Raw genomic sequence first — 19,654 nt, 5'->3', positions numbered from 1 at the left:
TATTCAGTTTTATGCAAAAGTACTGGCGAGTTTCCTAGGGGGAAATTGAATAAAAAAAGCCTTCGGGACTCAACAGACCGAAGGCTTTTGGATTTCTAAAAAACTAACTTAGAATTCGTACTTGTAGCTCAGACTTACACTAGTGCCCACCTCTTTTTGGCGCACTATAAAGTCAGACTGAGTCACTTCCTGTTCTTCATCAAGTAAGTTCTGAACCTTGAACTTAACCTGTGAATTGAAGTCCGGGTACCAAGTGTAAACTAGGTCTAGAGAATGGAATGGCTGCTCAAACGCGTCTTCACGACCACCGATACCAGATGCCAGAATACGTTCACCGAACACATTATACACAAGTGAACTACTGTGCTGACCATCTGCAGAATCATAGTTAAGCTGCAAGTTTACTACATACTTAGAATGTCCCGTCATACGCTTGGTTGGATTCGTCAGGTTACCTGCTCTTGCCGGATCAATTTCAACTTCGGAGTCACTCAATGTTACGTTACCCGATGTAAAGAACCCACTGACTACGCCTGATAAATCGTAAAGCCACTCGGCTTCAACACCGTACACTTCACCAGTGTCGCCGTTTACAAATGTGGCTGTATAATCTTCATCGCCAACTTGCAATATCGACTCTATCGGCGCTGTAATATCTTTATAGAACGCGCCTACCGAGAAGTTGTCGCCATTATCCATATAGTATTCAAATCGTGCATCATAATTATTCAGTTCGCTGCTCTTGAGTCCCGAAACACCGATTGTCCGAATATCGGTTAATGGATCAAAATATGCGACCGGAACTAATTCACGTAAATCAGGGCGAACAACTGTTTCACCATAACCAAATCGTATCTGATACTTCTCACCGCCGAGATAAGTCATCGACAGGGCGTTAAAGAAATCATCTTCGTTAACCGTACCAGCAAGGATCCGCTCTTCCGAATAGATAGTGCTGTGCGTGACACGATCAAAAACCAAGCTTGAGGTACCAATCGACACCTGTTTGAAGTCTTCATAGCGAATACCGCCACTTAAACGCCAGGTGTTATTGAAAATTGCGTCAAACTCAAAGTAGCCAGCATCTATTTTCTGTGCTGCGATGTAGTCATCAGCGCTTGGAGCCGTAGGTTCATTGAACGCGATCAAAAAATCGTTATTAGAAACAAAGTCATCACTCAAGTAAGAAGTAATACCATTGATTCCCTCTAAATCGGAATTTACCGGAATTGCAATGTTTGTCTCATTGTGGATCGCAAAGCCTGAAGTCGAGTAAACACGTGCACGGTCTACGAAATCATAACCAGCTTTAAAAGTCAGTTCGATGTTCTCGAGATACAAGGGTAACGTCAGGTTTCCGCCGTACGACTTAACGTTATCTTCCATTTCAGTATATGAATAGAGGATACGGTTATCGTCGCCCGTTACTATTGAGTCTTGATAAGTTTCAGCTTCATCAAAATTGTCAATGAAGTTATAACCAATATTGGTAGGGATCTTTGTTTCAGCCTTTGACTCTGTATACTGCCAATCGACTCCGATACCCATGTAGTCCATGAATGTGTGTTGGCCAACAACCTGATCGATATCCAAAATACGCTCTTCATAGTTAAAGTCGTAATTGCGATACGCCTGGCCCGTTGCAGCTTTCGTTCTTACTGTACTACCATTAGGACTCTCTGATGTGGAGAGTTCTGACTCCTCCTCAGTATCCTCCAGGTAAATTTTTGAATAAGAAATATTGTGCTGCTCATATTTATAGCCCAGATTGAATACACCACTGATGCGCTCTGTTTGCGTCGTCTCTTTTGAGTCCTTTACCGTCACATAACAAGAATTAGTTGCGTCTTCTGCTGTCTCTAATGTTGTTTTACATCCTTCCTGAAATGACTGATCTAGGACTGCTGTCATTCGTTCCGAATATTTCCAGTCGTTGTCATAAGATGCCGCAGCCAGAAAACCGATCGTTCCGCCAAGCCAACTTTCATCAAAGCTGTTACCAATGCTCGCTTTTATATCATAGTTAGGATCCAGAGACTCTTCCTTGACACGAATATCTCGAGGTAATTCGAGTACCAAAGACTTATTAACTGCGAGTGCCTGGTCTGCGGGAGTCAGATCTCCATCACCGGTAAACCCTTCACGCTCAACGATGCCTCGCAGGGAAAGATCACCACGATACCTAACTATTGCTGTCTGAACCGCGACGGGAATACCACTATCATTTCTGTTAAACGTGTATCCATCCTGAGAGTTAAGATTCTGACCAACTCCTACCTCAATATTGGCTACAAACTCGCTCGGAACTGACTTAGTTCGAATGTCTATGTTACCCCCGCCAAATGCAGCTGGCATAGAAGGAGAATAGGCTTTTTGAACAGCCAGGCTCTCTATAATACTCGATGGGAATATGTCCAGAGGAATAACGTTGCGGGTCAGATCCGGGCTGGGTACCGCTGCACCATTTAATCGAGCACTTGAGTAACGCTCACCCAGGCCACGTACGTAGATGAATTTACCATCAACGAGCGTAAGACCCGTTACACGTCGTAGCGCAGATGCTACGTCGCTATCACCGGTACGAGAGAGTTGCTCTGCACCAAGGATATCGGCTACGAAAGCCTGATTTTTACGCTCTTCAATAACAGCCGCAGCACTACCTTGTAGACGTGAGCCGACTGCAACAACTTCTTCAATTTCCTGCGCTTCTTCAGCAAATACAGGCGCAGTCATACCGACGGACAAAGAAGCACCTACTGCCAAAGCGACTTTTCTTAATTTTATCTGCGTATTCATTTGCAATCCTGATAAAACTCGTAAAAAAGGCGCAATCAATGCGCCTAGTTCGAAATACTTATTGAGCTAAAAACAAAGTAATCTTAGAGATTAGTCTTTGTCAGCTAGCTCAAGAGCTTCTTTAACCCACTTGTACCAAGGGCTTGACGTATCTGCGTTAGAAACTGCGCCTACATAGTCAACTTCTTCGAAGAAATCGTCATTTAGAGATTTCAGGTCATTTGCTTCAACGGTGATATCATCAGAATCTGGGTTAGTTGAGAAGCCATCCTCTGCTAGTACGTCACCCTTTTTATCAAGAATGATGCTCTTACCGTCATTATCCCACCAAGTTGTGTATTCCTGACCTTCAGGAAGTGGCTTGCCAGAATCTGTAAAGTTAGCAACACAAGCAAGTACAGAGCTGTGGAAGTTCAGGTTATTGTCAACTGCGTTTTTAGCTGCATCACTGTCTTTAAAGTGAAGACACGCTGTACCATTCGTAGCGTTATCTTCTTTAATGAACATTGTGTTGTAATACTGACCACGGATTGCGTCGTCAAATGTTGCAGCCTGAGAAGGATCATTGTCACGGATTGACCTGCCGTCTGTGGTAACAACTGTTACATTTGCAATGGTAGGGTTAGATGGAGATACATCATCGTACTCTGGGCCGGTCTCTTTTTCTCCATCGGTTTCAAAACCGTTGTTACCCATGAAACCATTAGTGCCGGCGTTAATAGTCTGGACGATCTTGTTTCCTTCGTCATCTTTGACAGTGTAGTTCACATCTTTTTTGGTTTTGATAGTACCGTGCTTAATATAAATGAACTGAGCCTTACCCTGCCAGCCAGCATCAATATCAATGGAATCGTCTTGGGTATCAGTCACGACAATATTTTTGATGTTTGCAGCGCCACCGAAGAACTCAATACCATCATCAAAACCCTGGTGAATGTGAAGGAATTCAAAGCTAGAGCCAGAGCCTACTGCATTCAATGTCAGTGAGTTAAGGTCGTTACCGATGCCGCCTTCACGTGGACCAGAGCCAGCATAGAATATTTTAGCGTACTTGATGTTACCACTGTCGTCTGCATTGTTATCTCCGCCGAAATGGCTCACGATACCTTCTGCCGGAACATTACATAAATCGTCAGCACGAGCAGCATTAGTACACTGGTTGGTTAATCCCTTACCGTTGATCATGATACCGCCCCAGTCAGCAAACTGAGGACCAGTACCAGTGATGTCAAATTCTTCGATGTCGTTTGCTGATGTAAACGTAATAGGCGCCTCAGCAGTACCTTCAGCCATGATTTTAGCGCTACGAGAGATACGAATAATCGCTTCACCTGAAGCAAATGCCATAGTTGCACCAGGCTTAATTGTAAGAGTAGGACCAGCGTCTGGTACTGCACAACCTGTACTAGTATCACAGTTTTCACCAATTAGCAGTGCGCCAGCGAATACGTGTGCGCCACCATCTGGTAATGCATCAAATGTAATGTTTTCTGTGATTTCTAATGCTTTACTTGCGAATGAAGTATCATAGTAACAATGTTTGTCGTTACGGAAGTCACCCTGAACTTCTACGCCAGCAACGGTACGAGTTACACATGGGTTAGTAACACCAGGCTCTTTATCGCCACCAGTGTTTCCACCATTATCACCACCGGAATTATCGCCGCCTGTGTTAGTATTATTATTTGTTGTTGTGTTATTTGAATCTGTAACGCTTGTATCATTTACAGTCGGTGTTACTTCGATGTCACCGCCACAACCAGCTAGTACAAGTGCAGATGTAACAAGGCTTACTTTGAATAACCCAGTAAGTTTCATTTTATTCTCCGTTGAGTGTTTATTTGAGCTGGCGTTATCATATAAACCATATATTTCATTTGTGTGTCTGTTTATTTTCAAAAAAATGAAAGTATCCATTTAGGGTAAGAACTTCTATTTTTCAGGCATAAAAAAACCGCCCGAAGGCGGCTTTGGTGTTGCGATTATAAAATCATAACAGAGCTTGCTTTAACGTTTCGGCGTGAATTTTTTCTCGCTTAACGTATTTTATCCATTGCTTCGCAAGGTTAGCCGACTTTTTGTGCTTCTCTGCCTGCTCAAATGCCAGTATAGATGCATCAAAGTTTTTCAAATTATACTGCGCCATTCCCAGTGCAACATAGGCGTTCGATTCAAAGGTCAAGTCGCCTTTGTCAAGTGCGCTACGGGCTGCATCTGCTGCTTCGTCAAACTTTTCCAGGTTGATGTACACTTCTGCTATACGCTGCAGATAGTTGCCATGGCTAACATCTTTGTCTGCCTTAACAAAATAGTCTATCGATTTGCTCTCGTCTTTAGACTGTACGTAAGCCTCAGCAATAAATGCATAGTTTTTAGCATTGCCTTCAACTACGCCTTTTTTAATGCCGTCGTCCAAAGCTAGCGCGGCTTTGTATGGTAAACCGTTAAACAGATAAACCTGAGCAAGCTGAATAATGTCACTGCGTTTTTGAATAAAGCCTCTCTGCTTAGCTGTTTCCAGCAAAGCCAATTGCTTTTTCTCCTCGCCTAATTCGCCATACATACCAGCTAACTGAACCCAGTATTCAGGCTTATCAAACAGCTTTATCATTTTCTCGAGTACTTCAGCTACCTTTTCTGGCTGGCTTAATGAGTAATATAGTGCCCTTTGTAAAACTAACCAGTTTTCCTTAGGTACATTTCCCTCACTCTCTGTTAACGATACAGCTATATTAATATTCTCTACTGCTGATTGATAATCTTTATCCTGGTATAAAGCCTGTGCTTTTAATACATAATAATTACTTTTAATTGGTTGAGTATTTATTTTCTTCCATCTGTCTAAATAATCAACCGTTGCCTTGTAATCACCATTTGCCATCGCCAGCTGCGCCAGACTGAAGGTTGTCGATAATCTCAATGATTCCGGGATCGCTTCCTCGGCGACAACCAGCTCAAATGAACCGATAGCTTTATCAAGCTGGTTTTCGTTGTAGTAGATGAACCCATAGAAATTGTGCATCATGGCAATTTCGTAAGAGTTCATACTTCCTGAACGTTCCTTGATGGAGTCGAGTACCTCAAGGCCAGCTTTGACATCACCGTCATCAGCCAATTTTTGTGCACGTGCAAGCTGGCTGTATACCTTCTCGCGCAGTGCCGGAACTCGCTTAGTTTTAGTTTCAGCATGAGCTACAGCCAGGTCTACGCCGGGTAACACCGAGACAAGGCTTGGCGCCATCAGACCAGCACAACTTAGTGCACTTACCAACAAGGCTTTTTTAAATAGTTTCATAATCGCACCTTTGTCTGTTAGCCGTTGATCTGGAATGAGATCTTGTTCTGAACTCCGGCCACTTCCACCGCTTCACCGTTCACAACACGAGGCTTGTACTTAAACTTCAACGCTGCATCCATTGCCGCACGTTCAAAAATGTTCTCGGGCTCGGCTTTGACGACAACCGGATCTCTCACTGTGCCTTGTTTAGTTACAATGAACTCAACAATGACATAGCCTTCAATTCCGCGAGACAGTGCACGCCTTGGATAAACAGGTGCCACTTTAACGATAGGCAAATATTCACCATCGCTGGATTCAAGTGCTAAACCCCCTGCGAGATCAACATCGGCCGCCACATCTGCGCTGAAATTGAAGTCAGCACCAGCTGCATCGAGATTATTACTTTGCATCTGCGGTGCATCCATTGGCGGAGGCGGCTCTTTTGGTGTTGGCGGCTTTTGTGGTTTGCGTTCTTTTTTCTGAACTGTTTCTTCTTTTTTCAGGCGTACAAAGTCAAGAACGTTGCCTTTAACCGGCTCGTCCATCTTGCCTTCGCCGCCTGTGATCAGTGCTTGCATACCGAGAAACAAGAAAAAAGTCACAATACCTGCAATAACGAGTGCTAGTAAGTAACGCATTTTCTAATCCTATGATTCCTGTGCAGCAATCGAGACATCAAACGCGCCCGCGGCACGAGATGCATCCATTACCTTGATTAAGGTGTCGGTCGTTGCTTTTTTATCAGCCTGAATAACAACGCTGCCCTGTGGATTTTCAGCTTTCAGACGTTCGATATTTGCCTGAACAGCACGAATATCAACCTGACGTTTGTTAATCCAAATCTCACCTTTGTCAGAAATCGCAACCAGGATATTGGCACGCTGCTTTTTAACCGCTGTTGCAGCTTCCGGGCGGTTCACATCGATACCCGCTTCTTTAACGAATGACGCCGTTACGATGAAGAAGATAAGCATGATAAATACAACGTCCAGCATGGGTGTCATGTTAATTTCTTCGGCTTCTTCTTCCTGAAAAACCTTAGCTAATGGAGCTCTCATTATGTTTCCTCAAAATCTTTTCTAGTGGTCAAGCAACAGCTTGTCTTCCAACAGTTCTACTTCGCGCTTGGCCTTACGTTGTAAGAAAGTCGAGGCAAACACCCCGGAAAGCGCGCCAACCATTCCCGCCATTGTTGGGATAGTGGCTTTAGACACACCGGCTGCCATCGAACGTGCACTGCCGGAACCTGTGATTGCCATCACATTAAATACTTCAATCATACCTGTGACCGTACCTAGCAGGCCCAGTAGCGGACACAAGGCAACCATCACGTTGATGTAAGGCAGATTACTGTTAAGCTGAATACCGGCTCGTGAGATCATGGCCTGGCGTATCTGCTCTGCATTCCAGCTGTTTCTCTCCTCTCGGCTGCTCCAGCTATTCAGCAGATCTTTGCGATAAGTTCTGAATTTGCCGAAAACAAACATAAAACGTTCGAGGATTAACAGCCACATCAGAAAAGTGACCAGTCCGATGACCAGGAGAACCTGGCCACCTGTATCTAGGAACTCACGTAGCGCATTAATTGCATCTACTAAAAGAACCACAATTACGCTCCTTTCTCGCTACGTTCAGCGATGATACCAGCGCTTTGCTCTTGCAAGATAAGCAGCAGATTACGAGAGCGAGTGTTAAGCAGGGTGTAAAGGAATACCGTTGGGATAGCCACTACCAGACCCAGTACCGTTGTTACTAGCGCCGTAGAGATACCACCCGCCATCAGTTTCGGGTCACCTGTACCGAACAGTGTGATTGCCTGGAAGGTGTTAATCATACCGGTTACGGTACCTAACAGACCCAACAGTGGCGCAACGACTGAAATGATTTTGATCAGTGTCAGGTTGCGGGTAATTTTTGGCATTTCTCGCAAAATTGCTTCGCTTAATTTCAGCTCAAGCGTGTCGTATGCAACATCAGGATACTGCTCTTTAACTTTCATCACACGACCTAGCGGGTTGTCTTCACGTGCAACAGAGTCTTTCAGCTGGCGATTGATCTTAGCACCCATAATCATCAGTGAAATGAAACGCTCTAGCGCAATCAATAATGCCAACAGACCAACACCCAGGATGACATAACCTACTGCACCACCTTGCTCAACCTGCTCTTTGGTGTTTGGTGCCTGAACTAACAGACCCAGGATTGAACCACCAGTCGGGTCAAGGGCAAAATCAACAATGCCAGATTGCGCACTCTGAAGCTCAGCAGCGCTTTGTGTGAAACGAGCCGTTGGCTGACGCGTTAGTTCTGACAATGTGTTAGTTTCAGGGTTGTAAGACAGGTATTTACCGTCTGCAATCAGGTTAAATGCACCAACACGAAGTACTTCTTTTTGCGTTTTAGTACCACCAGCAACAATAACGTCAGAGGTGTAACGAGATACTTTACCCTGCTCTGTCATTTCACGCTGCAGTTCTACCCACACCTTCTCGATATCTTCGATTGAAGCGAGCTTTGTGCTCGAGCCCATACGTTTTGCCATATCGTCCATAAAGGCGCTACGGTTAGGAATTTCTGCAGATACAACTGAAGTACGGAACTTGTTGCTTGAGTCGCCAGCAACCTGCTGTAGAACACCAAACAACTCTTTTAGTGAACCCATGCGCTTTGAAAGCGTATCGCTCAGGTTACCAAGTTTAATTTCGTTTTCTTCAAACTGAGTTTCGAGACGCTCTGAACGATTTAGCTCACCATCGCGGTTAGACGTTAACTCGCGAAGCATTCTTACCTGCTCACTCTGCTGTGCTTTAAACTGAGCTTCACGTTGGGCGTTTTGTGCATTTTGTGCGCTCTGGCCTTGCTCAAGTTGCTTCAACAGTGTATCCAGATCCATTGCCTGCTCGGCTGCAAATGCGGAGCTCGACAACGCCAGTGTTGCTGCCATAACGGTTTTTAGGCTGAAAGATTTAAAAAAGTTCATCATATACCTCTTATTCTGCAGCCTGAATTGGCAGAGTTAACATATCCGGGGCAAGTTGCTTACGTGCAATGCGGATACCTTTGTTGATTTGACTGATATTGGTGTCTGGCAGTGCTGTGAATGACTTACTGTCTTTGTTCCAGCTACCAGCTTTGCTGCCGTCTTTCGTGACATAAAGAAGTTCAAGACGTCCGATGCGCAGCATATCAACTTCGCGTTCCTGACCATCAACAGTTAACAGAGCTGAATACGCTTCAATCGTACGACCGTATTCAACTTCTACCTGGTAGGCTTCTAAAACACGACGGAACTTTTCACTGGAAGACACGTCCGCGCGGTCCATCATTGCCTGTAGCTTAGCAATACGCTCTGCACGCTCTTCTTTCAAAAACGGCACATCCAGAGAAACAAATTGATCAAGACCGGTGATCATACGCATCATCAGGGGGGTGATTTGACGCTCGATCACGGATACCTGATCCATTGACTCATTGATAGCAGCCATTTCTTCTAATTGATTTTTTATCTGCTTATCGAGTTGGCCGTTATACACTACCAGGCCATCGATCTCTTTATTCAGCGTTCTGAATTTTTGTAATCTTGACTGCATATCGTCTGCAATCGAGTTGATTTTATTTTGAGACTTTAGAGCGGACTGATTGATTGCCGAACTTGAGTCAATGACTTTGTTCAGATCATTTGCCTGAGCATTGGCCGCAACAGCGACCATACCTGCTAATAGCAAGTGGTTAACGCACTTCATCGCATACACCTTTTAATATTTGCTTGTTGCTATATTGGAATTGCGTGCAGTCTAATGTGCCTAAATGACATCCATGTTGCGCTAACAATACAGTTAGGTTACAGATGTCATATATAGTTCATGGAGGGAATTGTTTATTTTGATGCAACAAATAAAAAAGGCTGCAATCATGCAGCCTTTGAAAGGATTATACTTTAAATTTGGCGAGCATATTTTCGAGTTCATCAAATTGCAATTTTAGCGTCTGGCATTCTTGCAATGTTTTTGTCAGGCTGTCGCTGCCCTCAACACATAAATCACTGATCCCGTGAATGTCACTGTCAAGGGACTGGATCACCGCATTCTGCTCTTGTGTTGCGCTCGCAACGGCATGGTTCACGCCATCAATAGAGTCAATAGCGTGAGTGACTTCCTGCATCTTAGTCCCTGCAGACTGGGCCTGTTCGGCACTGTTACTGGAATCATCAATACTTGATTTCATCACGGCAACGGCCGATGCTGAACCCTGTTGCAGCTCGCCAATGGTATTTTCAATTTCCTGTGTTGACTCCTGAGTACGCTGTGCAAGCTGTCTGACTTCGTCTGCAACCACGGCAAAGCCTCGGCCGGCCTCTCCCGCACGTGCCGCTTCTATTGCTGCATTGAGTGCCAGCAGATTAGTTTGCTCACTGACCCCTTTGATGACTTCTAAGACCTGACCTATGCTTGCAGTCAACTTATCCAGGCCATCGATTGTTGATTGTGCCTTTTGCATTTTAGCGCTGAGTGAACCAATTTCTTCAATATTGGCATTGAGCGCAACCTGCCCCTGACTCGACAAGCTGTTTGCTTCAGTGGCAAGTTCAGACGCATGCTTGGCATTATTAGAAATCTCAACCGCACTGGATGACAGTTGGTTAATTGCAGTAGCGACACTGTCGGTACGCTTGGTTTGCTCAGTATAAATGTCCAGGGCACCCTGAGTTTGGGATTGTAACCCAGCCATAACCTGTTCCAGTGCCAGTGTGGTTTCTTTGACCTTAGAGATACTCTCGTGAATTTTGTCTACAAACAGATTGAAATAATTCGATAGCTCACCAAATTCATCGTTGTTTTCTACATCCAGCCGACGCGTCAGATCACCCTCACCCTGCGCAATGTCTTTAATAGCTTCATTCAGGTGAACCATAGGTCGCATCAGGTATTTGAGCAGCAGTTGTAACATCACCACTATCACCACTACGCCCACCAGCATATAGATTAATGCCATATTGCGAAATGACGCGACTGAGCTGTAGGCAATCTCTTTGTCTATCACTACGCCTAAATACCAATCGACATTTTTGATGCCGCGCATTGCCACAAAGGAAACGAGCTTTTCTTTTCCATCGATTTCTAACTCTGCGAACGCTTCAGTGAGGGGTAATTTAGTGCCGAATAAGTCCACCATTGGTTTATCATTCAGCTGCGTGTCCGGGTGGCTCAGGATACGCCCTTCGGCGTCCAGCAAAAAGCCATATCCATAACCAAGAAAATCTATTTCATTGACGATATCAGTGATGGTGGCCATATCTATGTCGCCACCAGCAACACCAGAGAAGCGACCATTGTTCATAATAGGCACCACTGCCGTAATGGTTAGCTCATTACTGGTTACATCTATATAAGGGGTCGTAAATGCGGTATCCCTTTTACGTTCTGCCAATTTATACCAGGGCCTTTGTGTGGCATCAAAGTCGCTTGGTAAAACCACCGTCGTATCGTTCAGGACGAACTGGCCGTCTGGCGTACCAATAAAGGTATTTTTAAAGTGTCCGGCTTCGTGCGCAGTTTGTACCCGGCGCAATATATCTGCGGTTGCATCATCACGACGATGACCGCTGGCTACTGAACTGACAATATCCAGCCTGTCATTCAGCCAGTTTGCAATGTTTTGCGACACGGACTCGGAGATTTCCTGCAATACCAGAGTCAGCTGAGCCTGAGTTTGCGAGCGCATCAGAATAAAGTTGTTCACGGTAAAAAGGGAGAGCACGATCACCAGCACCAATGAAGCGGCCAGTGTTATTTTAGTTGTAAATTTAAGCGCACTAAACATGGGGATCCTGTCTTAATTCTGCTAATACAAATTTGTTTTACCAAATCTTAACGAGTTTGTCTTACCTTATCGGCGAAACTTTTGCTGCCTTAAGTCAATTATACACTTGTTTTCACGATTTATTTTTCAATTGACTGGTTATTAGACAAGTGTCAACGTCAGGAACGAAAAAAGGTGAGATATTTCTCACCTTTGTATGACACACAATAATTAGCAATAAGTGCTAAAGCTGTGACTGATAAGCCTTCCAGCTAAGCGATAAATCAATCCCTGAATGCTCAGAGAAAGTCTGCCAGCTCCACTGTTTGTCATCATTTGGGTCTAGCTGTCCATTCAAATCAACCAGCAGATGCGGATAGCCGGTTGTTTCTAGCCAGTGAATAAAAAACGCGGTGGTTTTGTATCCTGAATCATAGTTGCCGCCTGCTTTACGAAAGCCCGGATCAACGTATCCTGCCTTCATACGGACCACATCCGCAATCCCCTCTATCACGGGACCTATTTCTTTGTAGTTGTTATCATCAAATTGATAAGCATGGGCTATTTCATGGTACAACTCATCATACAGTGCTTGTTGCGACTTACCTTCAGCAAATTTCGCAAGGTATTGAGCGCTGATGTGTATTTTCGCACCATTAAAATCCCCCTCTTTGTATGCAACCCCTTTCATGTCTTCTAGAATGATTTCAATTTTAGGCAGCTGAGGTGCCACAGACATATCCTTGTAGAGCAGCCTTGCAACATTATATGAAATCTGCCTTACCAGCCTGATATCAACATACTGCCAAACCGCGGGGCTTGATTCGCTGAAATTTCTGATTGTCACATTTGGCAGCGCAAACTGCTGCCATGCAATATCAGCATCAAAAGCAAGCGGCTTTAGCTGAGTGTTTATCTCAGCAGCAGAGAGTGACGCCGACATGAATAGTACACAGGCTACCTGACATATCCTAAACGCTTTCATTATTTATACTCTGATAAAGAAGGTGGTCTGGCAGTAACAGTCTTGCCCCATTGTTTATTTGGTTTGTCGCTCATCACATATTTCAGCTCTCCGCCAGCCATGATGTCTTCATGAGTCAGGTAACTGCGTTGCAGCGCTTTACCATTGAGGGTGACTGACTGAATGTACTTATTGGTATCGCTCAAACCCACGGCCGTGGTTGTGAATCGTTTACCGTTTGCCAGCTTCAGGGTGACCTTAGGCGTCTGAGGCGCACCAATCGCGTAAGCCAGATCGCCCGGTGCTACAGGATAGAAGCCCATTGCAGAGAAGATATACCAGGCAGACATTTGGCCAACGTCATCATTACCAGCAAGTCCGTCAGGCTTGTCTGAACTCAATGTATCCATAATCTGGCGAATACGTTCCTGTGTTTTCCATGGCTTGCCCGCATAGTTATATAAATAAGCGATGTGATGGCTAGGTTCATTGCCGTGCGCATAATTACCGATGAGGCCCGCAATGTCCTCGTGCTCTTTAATCATGTCATGTGACAGCGGCGTATCGAACAATTCATCCAGTCGCTGCGTGAATGCCTCATCCCCGCCCATTAACTCAATAAGACCAGCAACGTCCTGGGGCACATAAAAGCTGTACTGCATTGCGTTACCTTCTGTAAATGGTCCCATGTACTTTGCTTTAAATGCATTAAACTCGGGATCCCAACGGCCCTGGCTATCACGACCACGCATAAAGCCACTTTGTGGGTCAAACACATTCTTATAGCTCATCGCCCTGGCATAGTAGTGTTTAGCCTGCTCGCTTTTACCCATTGCCTCGAACATTCTGGCAATAGCAAAATCGTCATAGGCGTATTCCAGCGTAATCGAAACGGATTCAGGCAAAACATCCATAGGCACATAGCCATACTTTTTATATTCCGGGATCGCATCGTAAACCGGGTTGTTTGCCGTGTTAATGATGGCCTCTACAGCCAAATCAACATCGTAATCGCGGATCCCCTTAAGATAAGCATCAGCAATAACAGAGACTGCGTGATAACCAATCATGGTCCAGGTTTCGTGTGCATGGAAAGACCAGATAGGTAACATTTTTTCGTAGCTTTGCTGATAGTGCACCAGCATAGACTGGATCATACCCGAGACTCTGTCTGGATCTATGTAGGTCAGCAGCGGATGTAACGCGCGATAGGTATCCCACAGCGAGTAAAGCGTGTAATGTTCAAAATCCTTACCATCATGTATTTCGCCATCTACACCGCGATATTGCCCGTTCACGTCCTGATAGAGACTGGGTGCCTGTAATGCATGGTAAAGTGCGGTGTAAAATTGACGCTTTTCAGAGCGAGTGCCTTCAACATCGACTTTATCTAAATACGATGCCCATTGCGCACTGGCGGCTTTGCGAACTTTGTTGAAGTCCCAGTGCGGGATTTCCGCCGTCAGGTTTTCGAGTGCATTACTACGACTGACAGCAGATAGCGCCACTTTTATTTGTAGCGGTTTGCTCTCTACATTGTCAAAACTGGCTACGAATTTAACCGCTTTGCCCGCTGTCATTTTGACTGCTTTGTTTTCTATCGTTGAGTGCTTTTCCTTACCAAGGCAACCCATACAACGATAGCGCATGTTGTCTTCATTGATGAAACGGTAACTATCTATTGGCTGAGAAAACTCAATGGCAAAGTACATCTGGCGATTACGCGCCCACCCGTTAGTTGCCCGATAAGCAACCAAAGTGGTGTCATTGATCTTGCGAATATCACTCCAAATCACTTTGTTTTCAAAATTATAAATTGCACTGGTCAGGTCGAACAGAACATGACCCTCGCCGCCATTTTTAAACGTGTACTGGTGCATCCCTACACGGGGACTGGCCGTTAACTCTGCCTTGATATTATAATCTTGCAGTTCTACCCCATAATAACCGGCCTCAGCCCATTCCTGATCATGCGAAAATCGCGAGCGATAGCCCGCATCTGGGTTTTCTGCGGTGCCGGGGTCGGTTTTAACCTCCCCGCTAATAGGCATAACCAGCAAATCACCAAGATCCGAGTGGCCCGTGCCAGAAAAGTGCGTATGAGAAAAACCAACTATGGTGGTGTCATCATAATGGTAACCTGCGCACCGCTTGTAAATTTCAGGCTGCGGTGATACCCCACGCATTGGGTTATCCGTATCCGGGCTGAGCTGAACCATACCAAAAGGGACAACCGCACCAGGAAACGTATGACCGTCTCCTCCGGTGCCTATAAATGGATCTACCCACTGGGTGTTAGACTCTTTTGCCATCCCCTGTGATGAGACAGATATCAAAGTAGCCAAAGTCGCTACTGATACGATGCGATACATGCACCTCTCCTTAATACCTAATTGTTATTATTTGGACCGTTCCAATTATCACTATCTTACACCGCAAATGAATACGTATTCAATAGAAACAGGATAAGAAATAAATGCAAAGATAAAAAGTGGGAAGTTAAAAATGATGTACTGAGAAGGTGAAAAGCCGGCACAGAGGCCGGCTTAACAATGTGACGGTTAGCTATCGACTTTTTGCTGCCACTGTTTGTACAGAGACACCACGTTCAGGCCATACCATGCGATAAATACGTAGCAAACCATAGGGACAACAAAGCTGATCTGTATACCAGCGCTGTCTGCAACCAGACCCTGAGCCAGAGGAACCAGCGCTCCACCTACAATCGCCAGACACAACCAACCTGAACCTTTGCTGGTTAATGACCCGAGTCCCTCGATGGCAATTGAGAAAATTGTCGGGAACATGATTGAGTTGAACAAACCCACCGCAAGTACTGCAAACATAGCCAGTTTACCATCCGTTGACATAGTGAGCAGCAACAGCGCAATGATTGCAATGGCATTAAACATCAGCGCTTTAGAAGGAGAGATTTTTTGCAAAGCGGCAGAGCCAATAAAGCGGCCGACCATAGCACCACCCCAGTAATAAGATATATATTTTGCAGCGGTATGCTCTTCCATGCCGGCAATCGAAGGCTCTGCAAAATAGTTAACCAGGAAACTACCAATCGCGACTTCTGCGCCAACATAACAAAATATGGCAGCCACACCCATAACCAGATGTGGGGCTTCTGTTAACTTGTGACCACGTGCCTTACAATCTCCCTCTTCTGTGTGCGCTTCGATTGTTGGCAGTTTAAGAAATGCAAATACAGCTGCTATCAGCAACAAGGCACCTGCAAGTATCAGATAAGGGACTTTAACAGAATCAGCACTCGCATCTGTCGCCATGCTTGCGCCAGCACCAAACAACAGCATGCCACCAACAGCCGGACCGACCGTAGTACCCAGAGAGTTCAGCGCTTGCGCCAGATTTAATCGACTGGACGCGGTTTTTTCCGGGCCTAATGCTGCAACATAGGGGTTAGCAGACACCTGCAACACTGTAATACCTGAAGCCAATACAAATAATGCAGTCAGGAATAACCAGTATTCATGTACGACAACCGCTGGATAAAACAAAAGACAGCCAGCCGCTGCAACAACAAGGCCGGTTAATACACCATTTTTGTAGCCATACCGTTTTAGAAAAGCACCAGCTGGTAAAGAGACAATAAAATAGGCGCTAAAGAAGCAAAACTGAACCAGCATGGCTTCGGTGTAACTCAGGTCAAACACCGCTTTGAGACGCGGGATCAGTACATCATTAAGTACGGTTATGAATCCCCATAGAAAAAACAGGGTGGTCATTGCGGTCAGTGGCAACAAATAGTTGTTGTTCTTTGCATCTCCACTGGCAACATAACTTTGGTTAGTGTTGATTTCGCTCACTTGGAATACTCCGTGTTATAGGATTCAGTGATTCTACACACTGTTACAGAAAAATCACAAATGTTTTATTGGACCGTTCCAATTTATTTTTGATGGTGCTACAGTACGACTAAAAGAGAGTACCGCCTGGTCACAAGACTCAGGCCGAATAACCACAGACTGGAAAGGTTATGTCTATAAACTTCAAAAACGACGACTTCTTACTTAAGCATATTAATCGAACAATGGGCTTTTACCACCCAAGATGTATCGACCCCAATGGTGGCTTCTTCCACTATTTTCTGGACGATGGTACCGTTTACAACCAGCATGTACGTCACCTGGTTTCCAGTACCCGGTTTGTCTTCAATTATGCGATGGCCTATTTGCATACCCAAGAACCTGAATATTTAGAACAAGTACAACACGGTCTGGACTTTCTGGAGACGGTGCATAAGCAAAATAATGGTGGATATGCGTGGGTAATCAATAAAAATCAGGCAGAAGACACCACCAATCATTGTTACGGCCTTGCCTTTGTTCTTCTCGCTAATGCCGTTGCACTTAAGGCGGGAATTGAGTCAGCCGCAGACACCATTGAGTCCGTCTGGTGTTTGTTAGAAGAGAAATACTTTCAAAGCGATTACCAGCTATACCTTGACGAGTATAATGGCGACTTCAGTATCGCAGACCCTTATCGTGGTCAAAATGCCAATATGCACATGTGCGAAGCGCTATTAATGTGTTTTGAAGCCACTAATGACAACAAGTTTCTCGAACGCGCTCACACCCTGGCATCCACAATGACAGTAAAACAGGCAGAGCTGGCTGATGGCCTTATTTGGGAACACTACTCTGAGAACTGGCAGATCGACTGGGAATATAACCTGGATAATCCCAAACACCTTTTCCGCCCCTGGGGGTTTCAACCTGGCCACCAGACCGAGTGGAGCAAGTTACTCCTAATCCTGCATAGGCACATGCCACAAGACTGGATGATAGAGCGTGCACGCTACCTGTTTGACACCGCACTGGAAACAGCCTGGGACAAAGAGCATGGCGGAATATTCTATGGATTTGCGCCAGACAACAGTATTTGCGACGCTGACAAGTATTTTTGGGTTCAGGCAGAAAGCTTTGCTGCCGCCGCTCTGCTTGCTCAGGCTACGGGCGAAGACCGCTACTGGCAGTGGTACGACAAAATATGGCAGTATTGCTGGGACAATATGATAGACCATGAACATGGTGCCTGGTACAGGATACTGGACAGTCGTAACGAGAAGTACAGCAACGAGAAAAGTCCTGCTGGTAAAACCGACTATCACACTATGGGGGCCTGTTACGAAGTACTGAGAGCTAAGCAACTTGGGCAGGAGAAATAATGAGTTTAGTCTGTTTTGGTGAAGCCCTGATAGATTTTCTGTCTGATGGTAAAGAGCCTGAATCTTTTACTAAATATGCAGGCGGCGCGCCTGCAAATGTTGCAGTGGCCGTAGCCCGTCAGGGGGTTGCAGCGAGCTTTTGTGGTATGGTTGGTGATGATATGTTTGGCCAGTTTATCAAACGTGAATTGCAACATCATCAGGTAAATTGTGATTACCTAGTCAGCACAGACAAAGCAAAAACCGCGCTTGCGTTTGTTTCTTTGGATAATTCCGGAGAAAGGAGCTTCAGCTTCTATCGCCCGCCAGCGGCTGATCTGCTATTTCGCGCGGATGACTTTGACAGCAAGATGTTTGACATCCATTCTGTGTTACATGTCTGTAGTAATAGCCTGACTGAAAGCAACATCTACAAAACAACCCTATCTGCATTGACTCAGGCACACGCAAAGGGAATGACCACCAGCTTTGACATGAACCTGAGAGAAAACCTGTGGGCTTCCCTGACACATTGCTCAAAGCGTGTTTGGCATGTTATTTCCAACGCAGATATTGTGAAACTGTCACTCGAAGAGCTCGAGTTTTTAAATACCCAAAGTCATCCGAGCCTGCCACAGTCACATACCATCGACGCGATTATGGCTGCGAACGTAAAACTGCTCATCATTACAGATGGCGGCAATCCGGTTCGATTTTATGGACGCTCATTTGAAGGAAGTGTCAATGTCCCTGATGTCGCAGCGGTCGACACCACGGCAGCTGGAGATGCATTCGTAGGAGGGTTACTGGCAACGCTCATTCGCCAGCAAGAAAACCAGGCCATCGATTCATTGCTGGGCGATCCGGATATCGTAAACTCAGCGGTGGAATATGCCAGCCGCTGCGGTGCTTATGCAGTGACCCGTTACGGGGCGTTCGATTCTTTACCCGGGCATAAAGATGTTACATAAAGATTTGTGAGAGTAGGTGCATGGAAGCACCTTTATTTATATGTACTAGCCGGATCGCTGAGGCTTCAAATATGGATCAGATATTCGATATAAACATAATAGAAAAGTGGTGAGCAAATTATAAGGCCAACCAGATAAAGTCTGAAAAATCCATCGCGCTGTGCACTTAGCTGAGCAACCACAGACACAGAATTTTGATCCTGCATTGATGGTGTTTTTGGGCGGTATCGGCGATATACCTTCATAACACCCCAGCCGATAATAAAAGGTCCCAAAATAAGCGAAAAAAATAACACTACCGCATACCAGGTTTCTGGCGCAACTCTGTCCATTCTCTACTCTCGTCGACAAAAAAACACAAGTACATTCATACCTGCTTACATCTAAGCGTTTGATTTAGTGCTGATCAATTATGCTATGCTAGGCGCAAGCGTATCACAGTAAAAAAATAAGAAAAGAACCGATTCATGAACAAAACCTATGTAGTGCTTCCTTTGACTATCTGCCTGAGCGCCTGTATCGCAAATCAAGTTGAGATCACGCAATCAGAACACACTGTGGTCAAATTTAAAACCACGGAAGGGTATACAGACTGATTTGCCAATCTCTATAAACAGCCAGAAAACTACCCCTATACTTGTGAAGAATCCTGTTACCCGGACACCCCATTC

At 45.1% G+C, this 19,654-nt stretch carries 15 protein-coding genes; 3 read left to right on the top strand and 12 right to left on the bottom strand.

Annotated features, from left to right (window positions below; translation table 11 throughout):
- Window positions 1–108: 108 nt before the first annotated feature.
- The 12 genes from QNM19_RS01890 to QNM19_RS01835 form a co-directional block, all read right to left on the bottom strand.
- The gene (locus QNM19_RS01890; protein ID WP_049865488.1) at window positions 109–2,796 is read right to left on the bottom strand and encodes a TonB-dependent receptor plug domain-containing protein; all 2,688 of its coding nucleotides are present in this window, start codon (window positions 2,794–2,796) and stop codon (window positions 109–111) included.
- A 90-nt stretch (window positions 2,797–2,886) separates the two neighbouring features.
- Window positions 2,887–4,614: a hypothetical protein gene (locus QNM19_RS01885; protein WP_049865489.1), complete on the bottom strand. Its 1,728-nt coding sequence runs from the start codon at window positions 4,612–4,614 to the stop codon at window positions 2,887–2,889.
- Between the two features lie 172 nt (window positions 4,615–4,786).
- Window positions 4,787–6,091: a tetratricopeptide repeat protein gene (locus tag QNM19_RS01880; RefSeq protein WP_049865490.1), complete on the bottom strand. Its 1,305-nt coding sequence runs from the start codon at window positions 6,089–6,091 to the stop codon at window positions 4,787–4,789.
- A 17-nt stretch (window positions 6,092–6,108) separates the two neighbouring features.
- Complete coding sequence (locus tag QNM19_RS01875; RefSeq protein WP_010381305.1) at window positions 6,109–6,714, bottom strand: energy transducer TonB; 606 nt, start codon at window positions 6,712–6,714, stop codon at window positions 6,109–6,111.
- Window positions 6,715–6,723: 9 nt separating this feature from the next.
- Window positions 6,724–7,134, bottom strand: coding sequence for an ExbD/TolR family protein (locus tag QNM19_RS01870; RefSeq protein WP_010381303.1), 411 nt, complete (start codon window positions 7,132–7,134; stop codon window positions 6,724–6,726).
- Between the two features lie 21 nt (window positions 7,135–7,155).
- Window positions 7,156–7,683, bottom strand: a complete 528-nt coding sequence (locus QNM19_RS01865; RefSeq protein WP_010381299.1) for a MotA/TolQ/ExbB proton channel family protein — start codon at window positions 7,681–7,683, stop codon at window positions 7,156–7,158.
- Window positions 7,684–7,685: 2 nt separating this feature from the next.
- Complete coding sequence (locus QNM19_RS01860; RefSeq protein WP_417711774.1) at window positions 7,686–9,020, bottom strand: MotA/TolQ/ExbB proton channel family protein; 1,335 nt, start codon at window positions 9,018–9,020, stop codon at window positions 7,686–7,688.
- 46 nt (window positions 9,021–9,066) lie between these two features.
- Window positions 9,067–9,819 carry a DUF3450 domain-containing protein gene (locus QNM19_RS01855; RefSeq protein ID WP_049864777.1) on the bottom strand — a complete coding sequence of 251 codons (753 nt, stop codon included), beginning with the start codon at window positions 9,817–9,819 and terminating at the stop codon, window positions 9,067–9,069.
- 187 nt (window positions 9,820–10,006) lie between these two features.
- Complete coding sequence (locus tag QNM19_RS01850) at window positions 10,007–11,896, bottom strand: methyl-accepting chemotaxis protein (protein WP_125556911.1); 1,890 nt, start codon at window positions 11,894–11,896, stop codon at window positions 10,007–10,009.
- A gap of 223 nt (window positions 11,897–12,119) precedes the next feature.
- The gene (locus QNM19_RS01845; RefSeq protein WP_284026240.1) at window positions 12,120–12,818 is read right to left on the bottom strand and encodes a basic secretory protein-like protein; all 699 of its coding nucleotides are present in this window, start codon (window positions 12,816–12,818) and stop codon (window positions 12,120–12,122) included.
- Window positions 12,819–12,859: 41 nt separating this feature from the next.
- Window positions 12,860–15,211, bottom strand: coding sequence for a GH92 family glycosyl hydrolase (locus tag QNM19_RS01840; protein WP_284026239.1), 2,352 nt, complete (start codon window positions 15,209–15,211; stop codon window positions 12,860–12,862).
- A gap of 189 nt (window positions 15,212–15,400) precedes the next feature.
- Window positions 15,401–16,672 (bottom strand): sugar MFS transporter, encoded by a 1,272-nt coding sequence (locus QNM19_RS01835; protein WP_049864774.1) that lies wholly within the window; start codon window positions 16,670–16,672, stop codon window positions 15,401–15,403.
- Window positions 16,673–16,842: 170 nt separating this feature from the next.
- Between QNM19_RS01835 and QNM19_RS01830 the strand changes: the two genes are divergently transcribed.
- The 3 genes from QNM19_RS01830 to QNM19_RS01820 all read left to right on the top strand — a co-directional run bounded on the left by QNM19_RS01830 (window position 16,843) and on the right by QNM19_RS01820 (window position 19,579).
- Window positions 16,843–18,033, top strand: coding sequence for an AGE family epimerase/isomerase (locus QNM19_RS01830; RefSeq protein ID WP_049864773.1), 1,191 nt, complete (start codon window positions 16,843–16,845; stop codon window positions 18,031–18,033).
- Window positions 18,033–18,983 carry a carbohydrate kinase family protein gene (locus QNM19_RS01825; protein ID WP_049864772.1) on the top strand — a complete coding sequence of 317 codons (951 nt, stop codon included), beginning with the start codon at window positions 18,033–18,035 and terminating at the stop codon, window positions 18,981–18,983. The genes QNM19_RS01830 and QNM19_RS01825 overlap by 1 nt, the downstream gene beginning before the upstream one ends.
- Window positions 18,984–19,450: 467 nt before the next feature.
- A complete protein-coding gene (locus QNM19_RS01820) occupies window positions 19,451–19,579 on the top strand; it encodes a hypothetical protein (RefSeq protein ID WP_284026238.1) in 129 nt (42 codons plus the stop codon).
- Window positions 19,580–19,654: the final 75 nt, after the last annotated feature.

The organism is Pseudoalteromonas ardens, assembly GCF_030125445.1.
GTDB lineage: Bacteria > Pseudomonadota > Gammaproteobacteria > Enterobacterales > Alteromonadaceae > Pseudoalteromonas > Pseudoalteromonas ardens.
Note: the sequence above shows the minus strand (reverse complement) of the source record. Positions and strands in the feature narration are given on the sequence as shown.

What these genes read in the sequence shown, in the direction of transcription:
- QNM19_RS01845 (WP_284026240.1), bottom strand. Translation starts at nt 12,818, where the DNA reads ATGTCGGCGTCACTCTCTGCTGCTGAGATAAACACTCAGCTAAAGCCG.
- QNM19_RS01840 (WP_284026239.1), bottom strand. Translation starts at nt 15,211, where the DNA reads ATGTATCGCATCGTATCAGTAGCGACTTTGGCTACTTTGATATCTGTC.
- QNM19_RS01880 (WP_049865490.1), bottom strand. Translation starts at nt 6,091, where the DNA reads ATGAAACTATTTAAAAAAGCCTTGTTGGTAAGTGCACTAAGTTGTGCT.
- QNM19_RS01870 (WP_010381303.1), bottom strand. Translation starts at nt 7,134, where the DNA reads ATGAGAGCTCCATTAGCTAAGGTTTTTCAGGAAGAAGAAGCCGAAGAA.
- QNM19_RS01850 (WP_125556911.1), bottom strand. Translation starts at nt 11,896, where the DNA reads ATGTTTAGTGCGCTTAAATTTACAACTAAAATAACACTGGCCGCTTCA.
- QNM19_RS01830 (WP_049864773.1), top strand. Translation starts at nt 16,843, where the DNA reads ATGTCTATAAACTTCAAAAACGACGACTTCTTACTTAAGCATATTAAT.
- QNM19_RS01820 (WP_284026238.1), top strand. Translation starts at nt 19,451, where the DNA reads ATGAACAAAACCTATGTAGTGCTTCCTTTGACTATCTGCCTGAGCGCC.
- QNM19_RS01860 (WP_417711774.1), bottom strand. Translation starts at nt 9,020, where the DNA reads ATGGCAGCAACACTGGCGTTGTCGAGCTCCGCATTTGCAGCCGAGCAG.
- QNM19_RS01825 (WP_049864772.1), top strand. Translation starts at nt 18,033, where the DNA reads ATGAGTTTAGTCTGTTTTGGTGAAGCCCTGATAGATTTTCTGTCTGAT.
- QNM19_RS01890 (WP_049865488.1), bottom strand. Translation starts at nt 2,796, where the DNA reads ATGAATACGCAGATAAAATTAAGAAAAGTCGCTTTGGCAGTAGGTGCT.
- QNM19_RS01875 (WP_010381305.1), bottom strand. Translation starts at nt 6,714, where the DNA reads ATGCGTTACTTACTAGCACTCGTTATTGCAGGTATTGTGACTTTTTTC.
- QNM19_RS01885 (WP_049865489.1), bottom strand. Translation starts at nt 4,614, where the DNA reads ATGAAACTTACTGGGTTATTCAAAGTAAGCCTTGTTACATCTGCACTT.
- QNM19_RS01855 (WP_049864777.1), bottom strand. Translation starts at nt 9,819, where the DNA reads ATGAAGTGCGTTAACCACTTGCTATTAGCAGGTATGGTCGCTGTTGCG.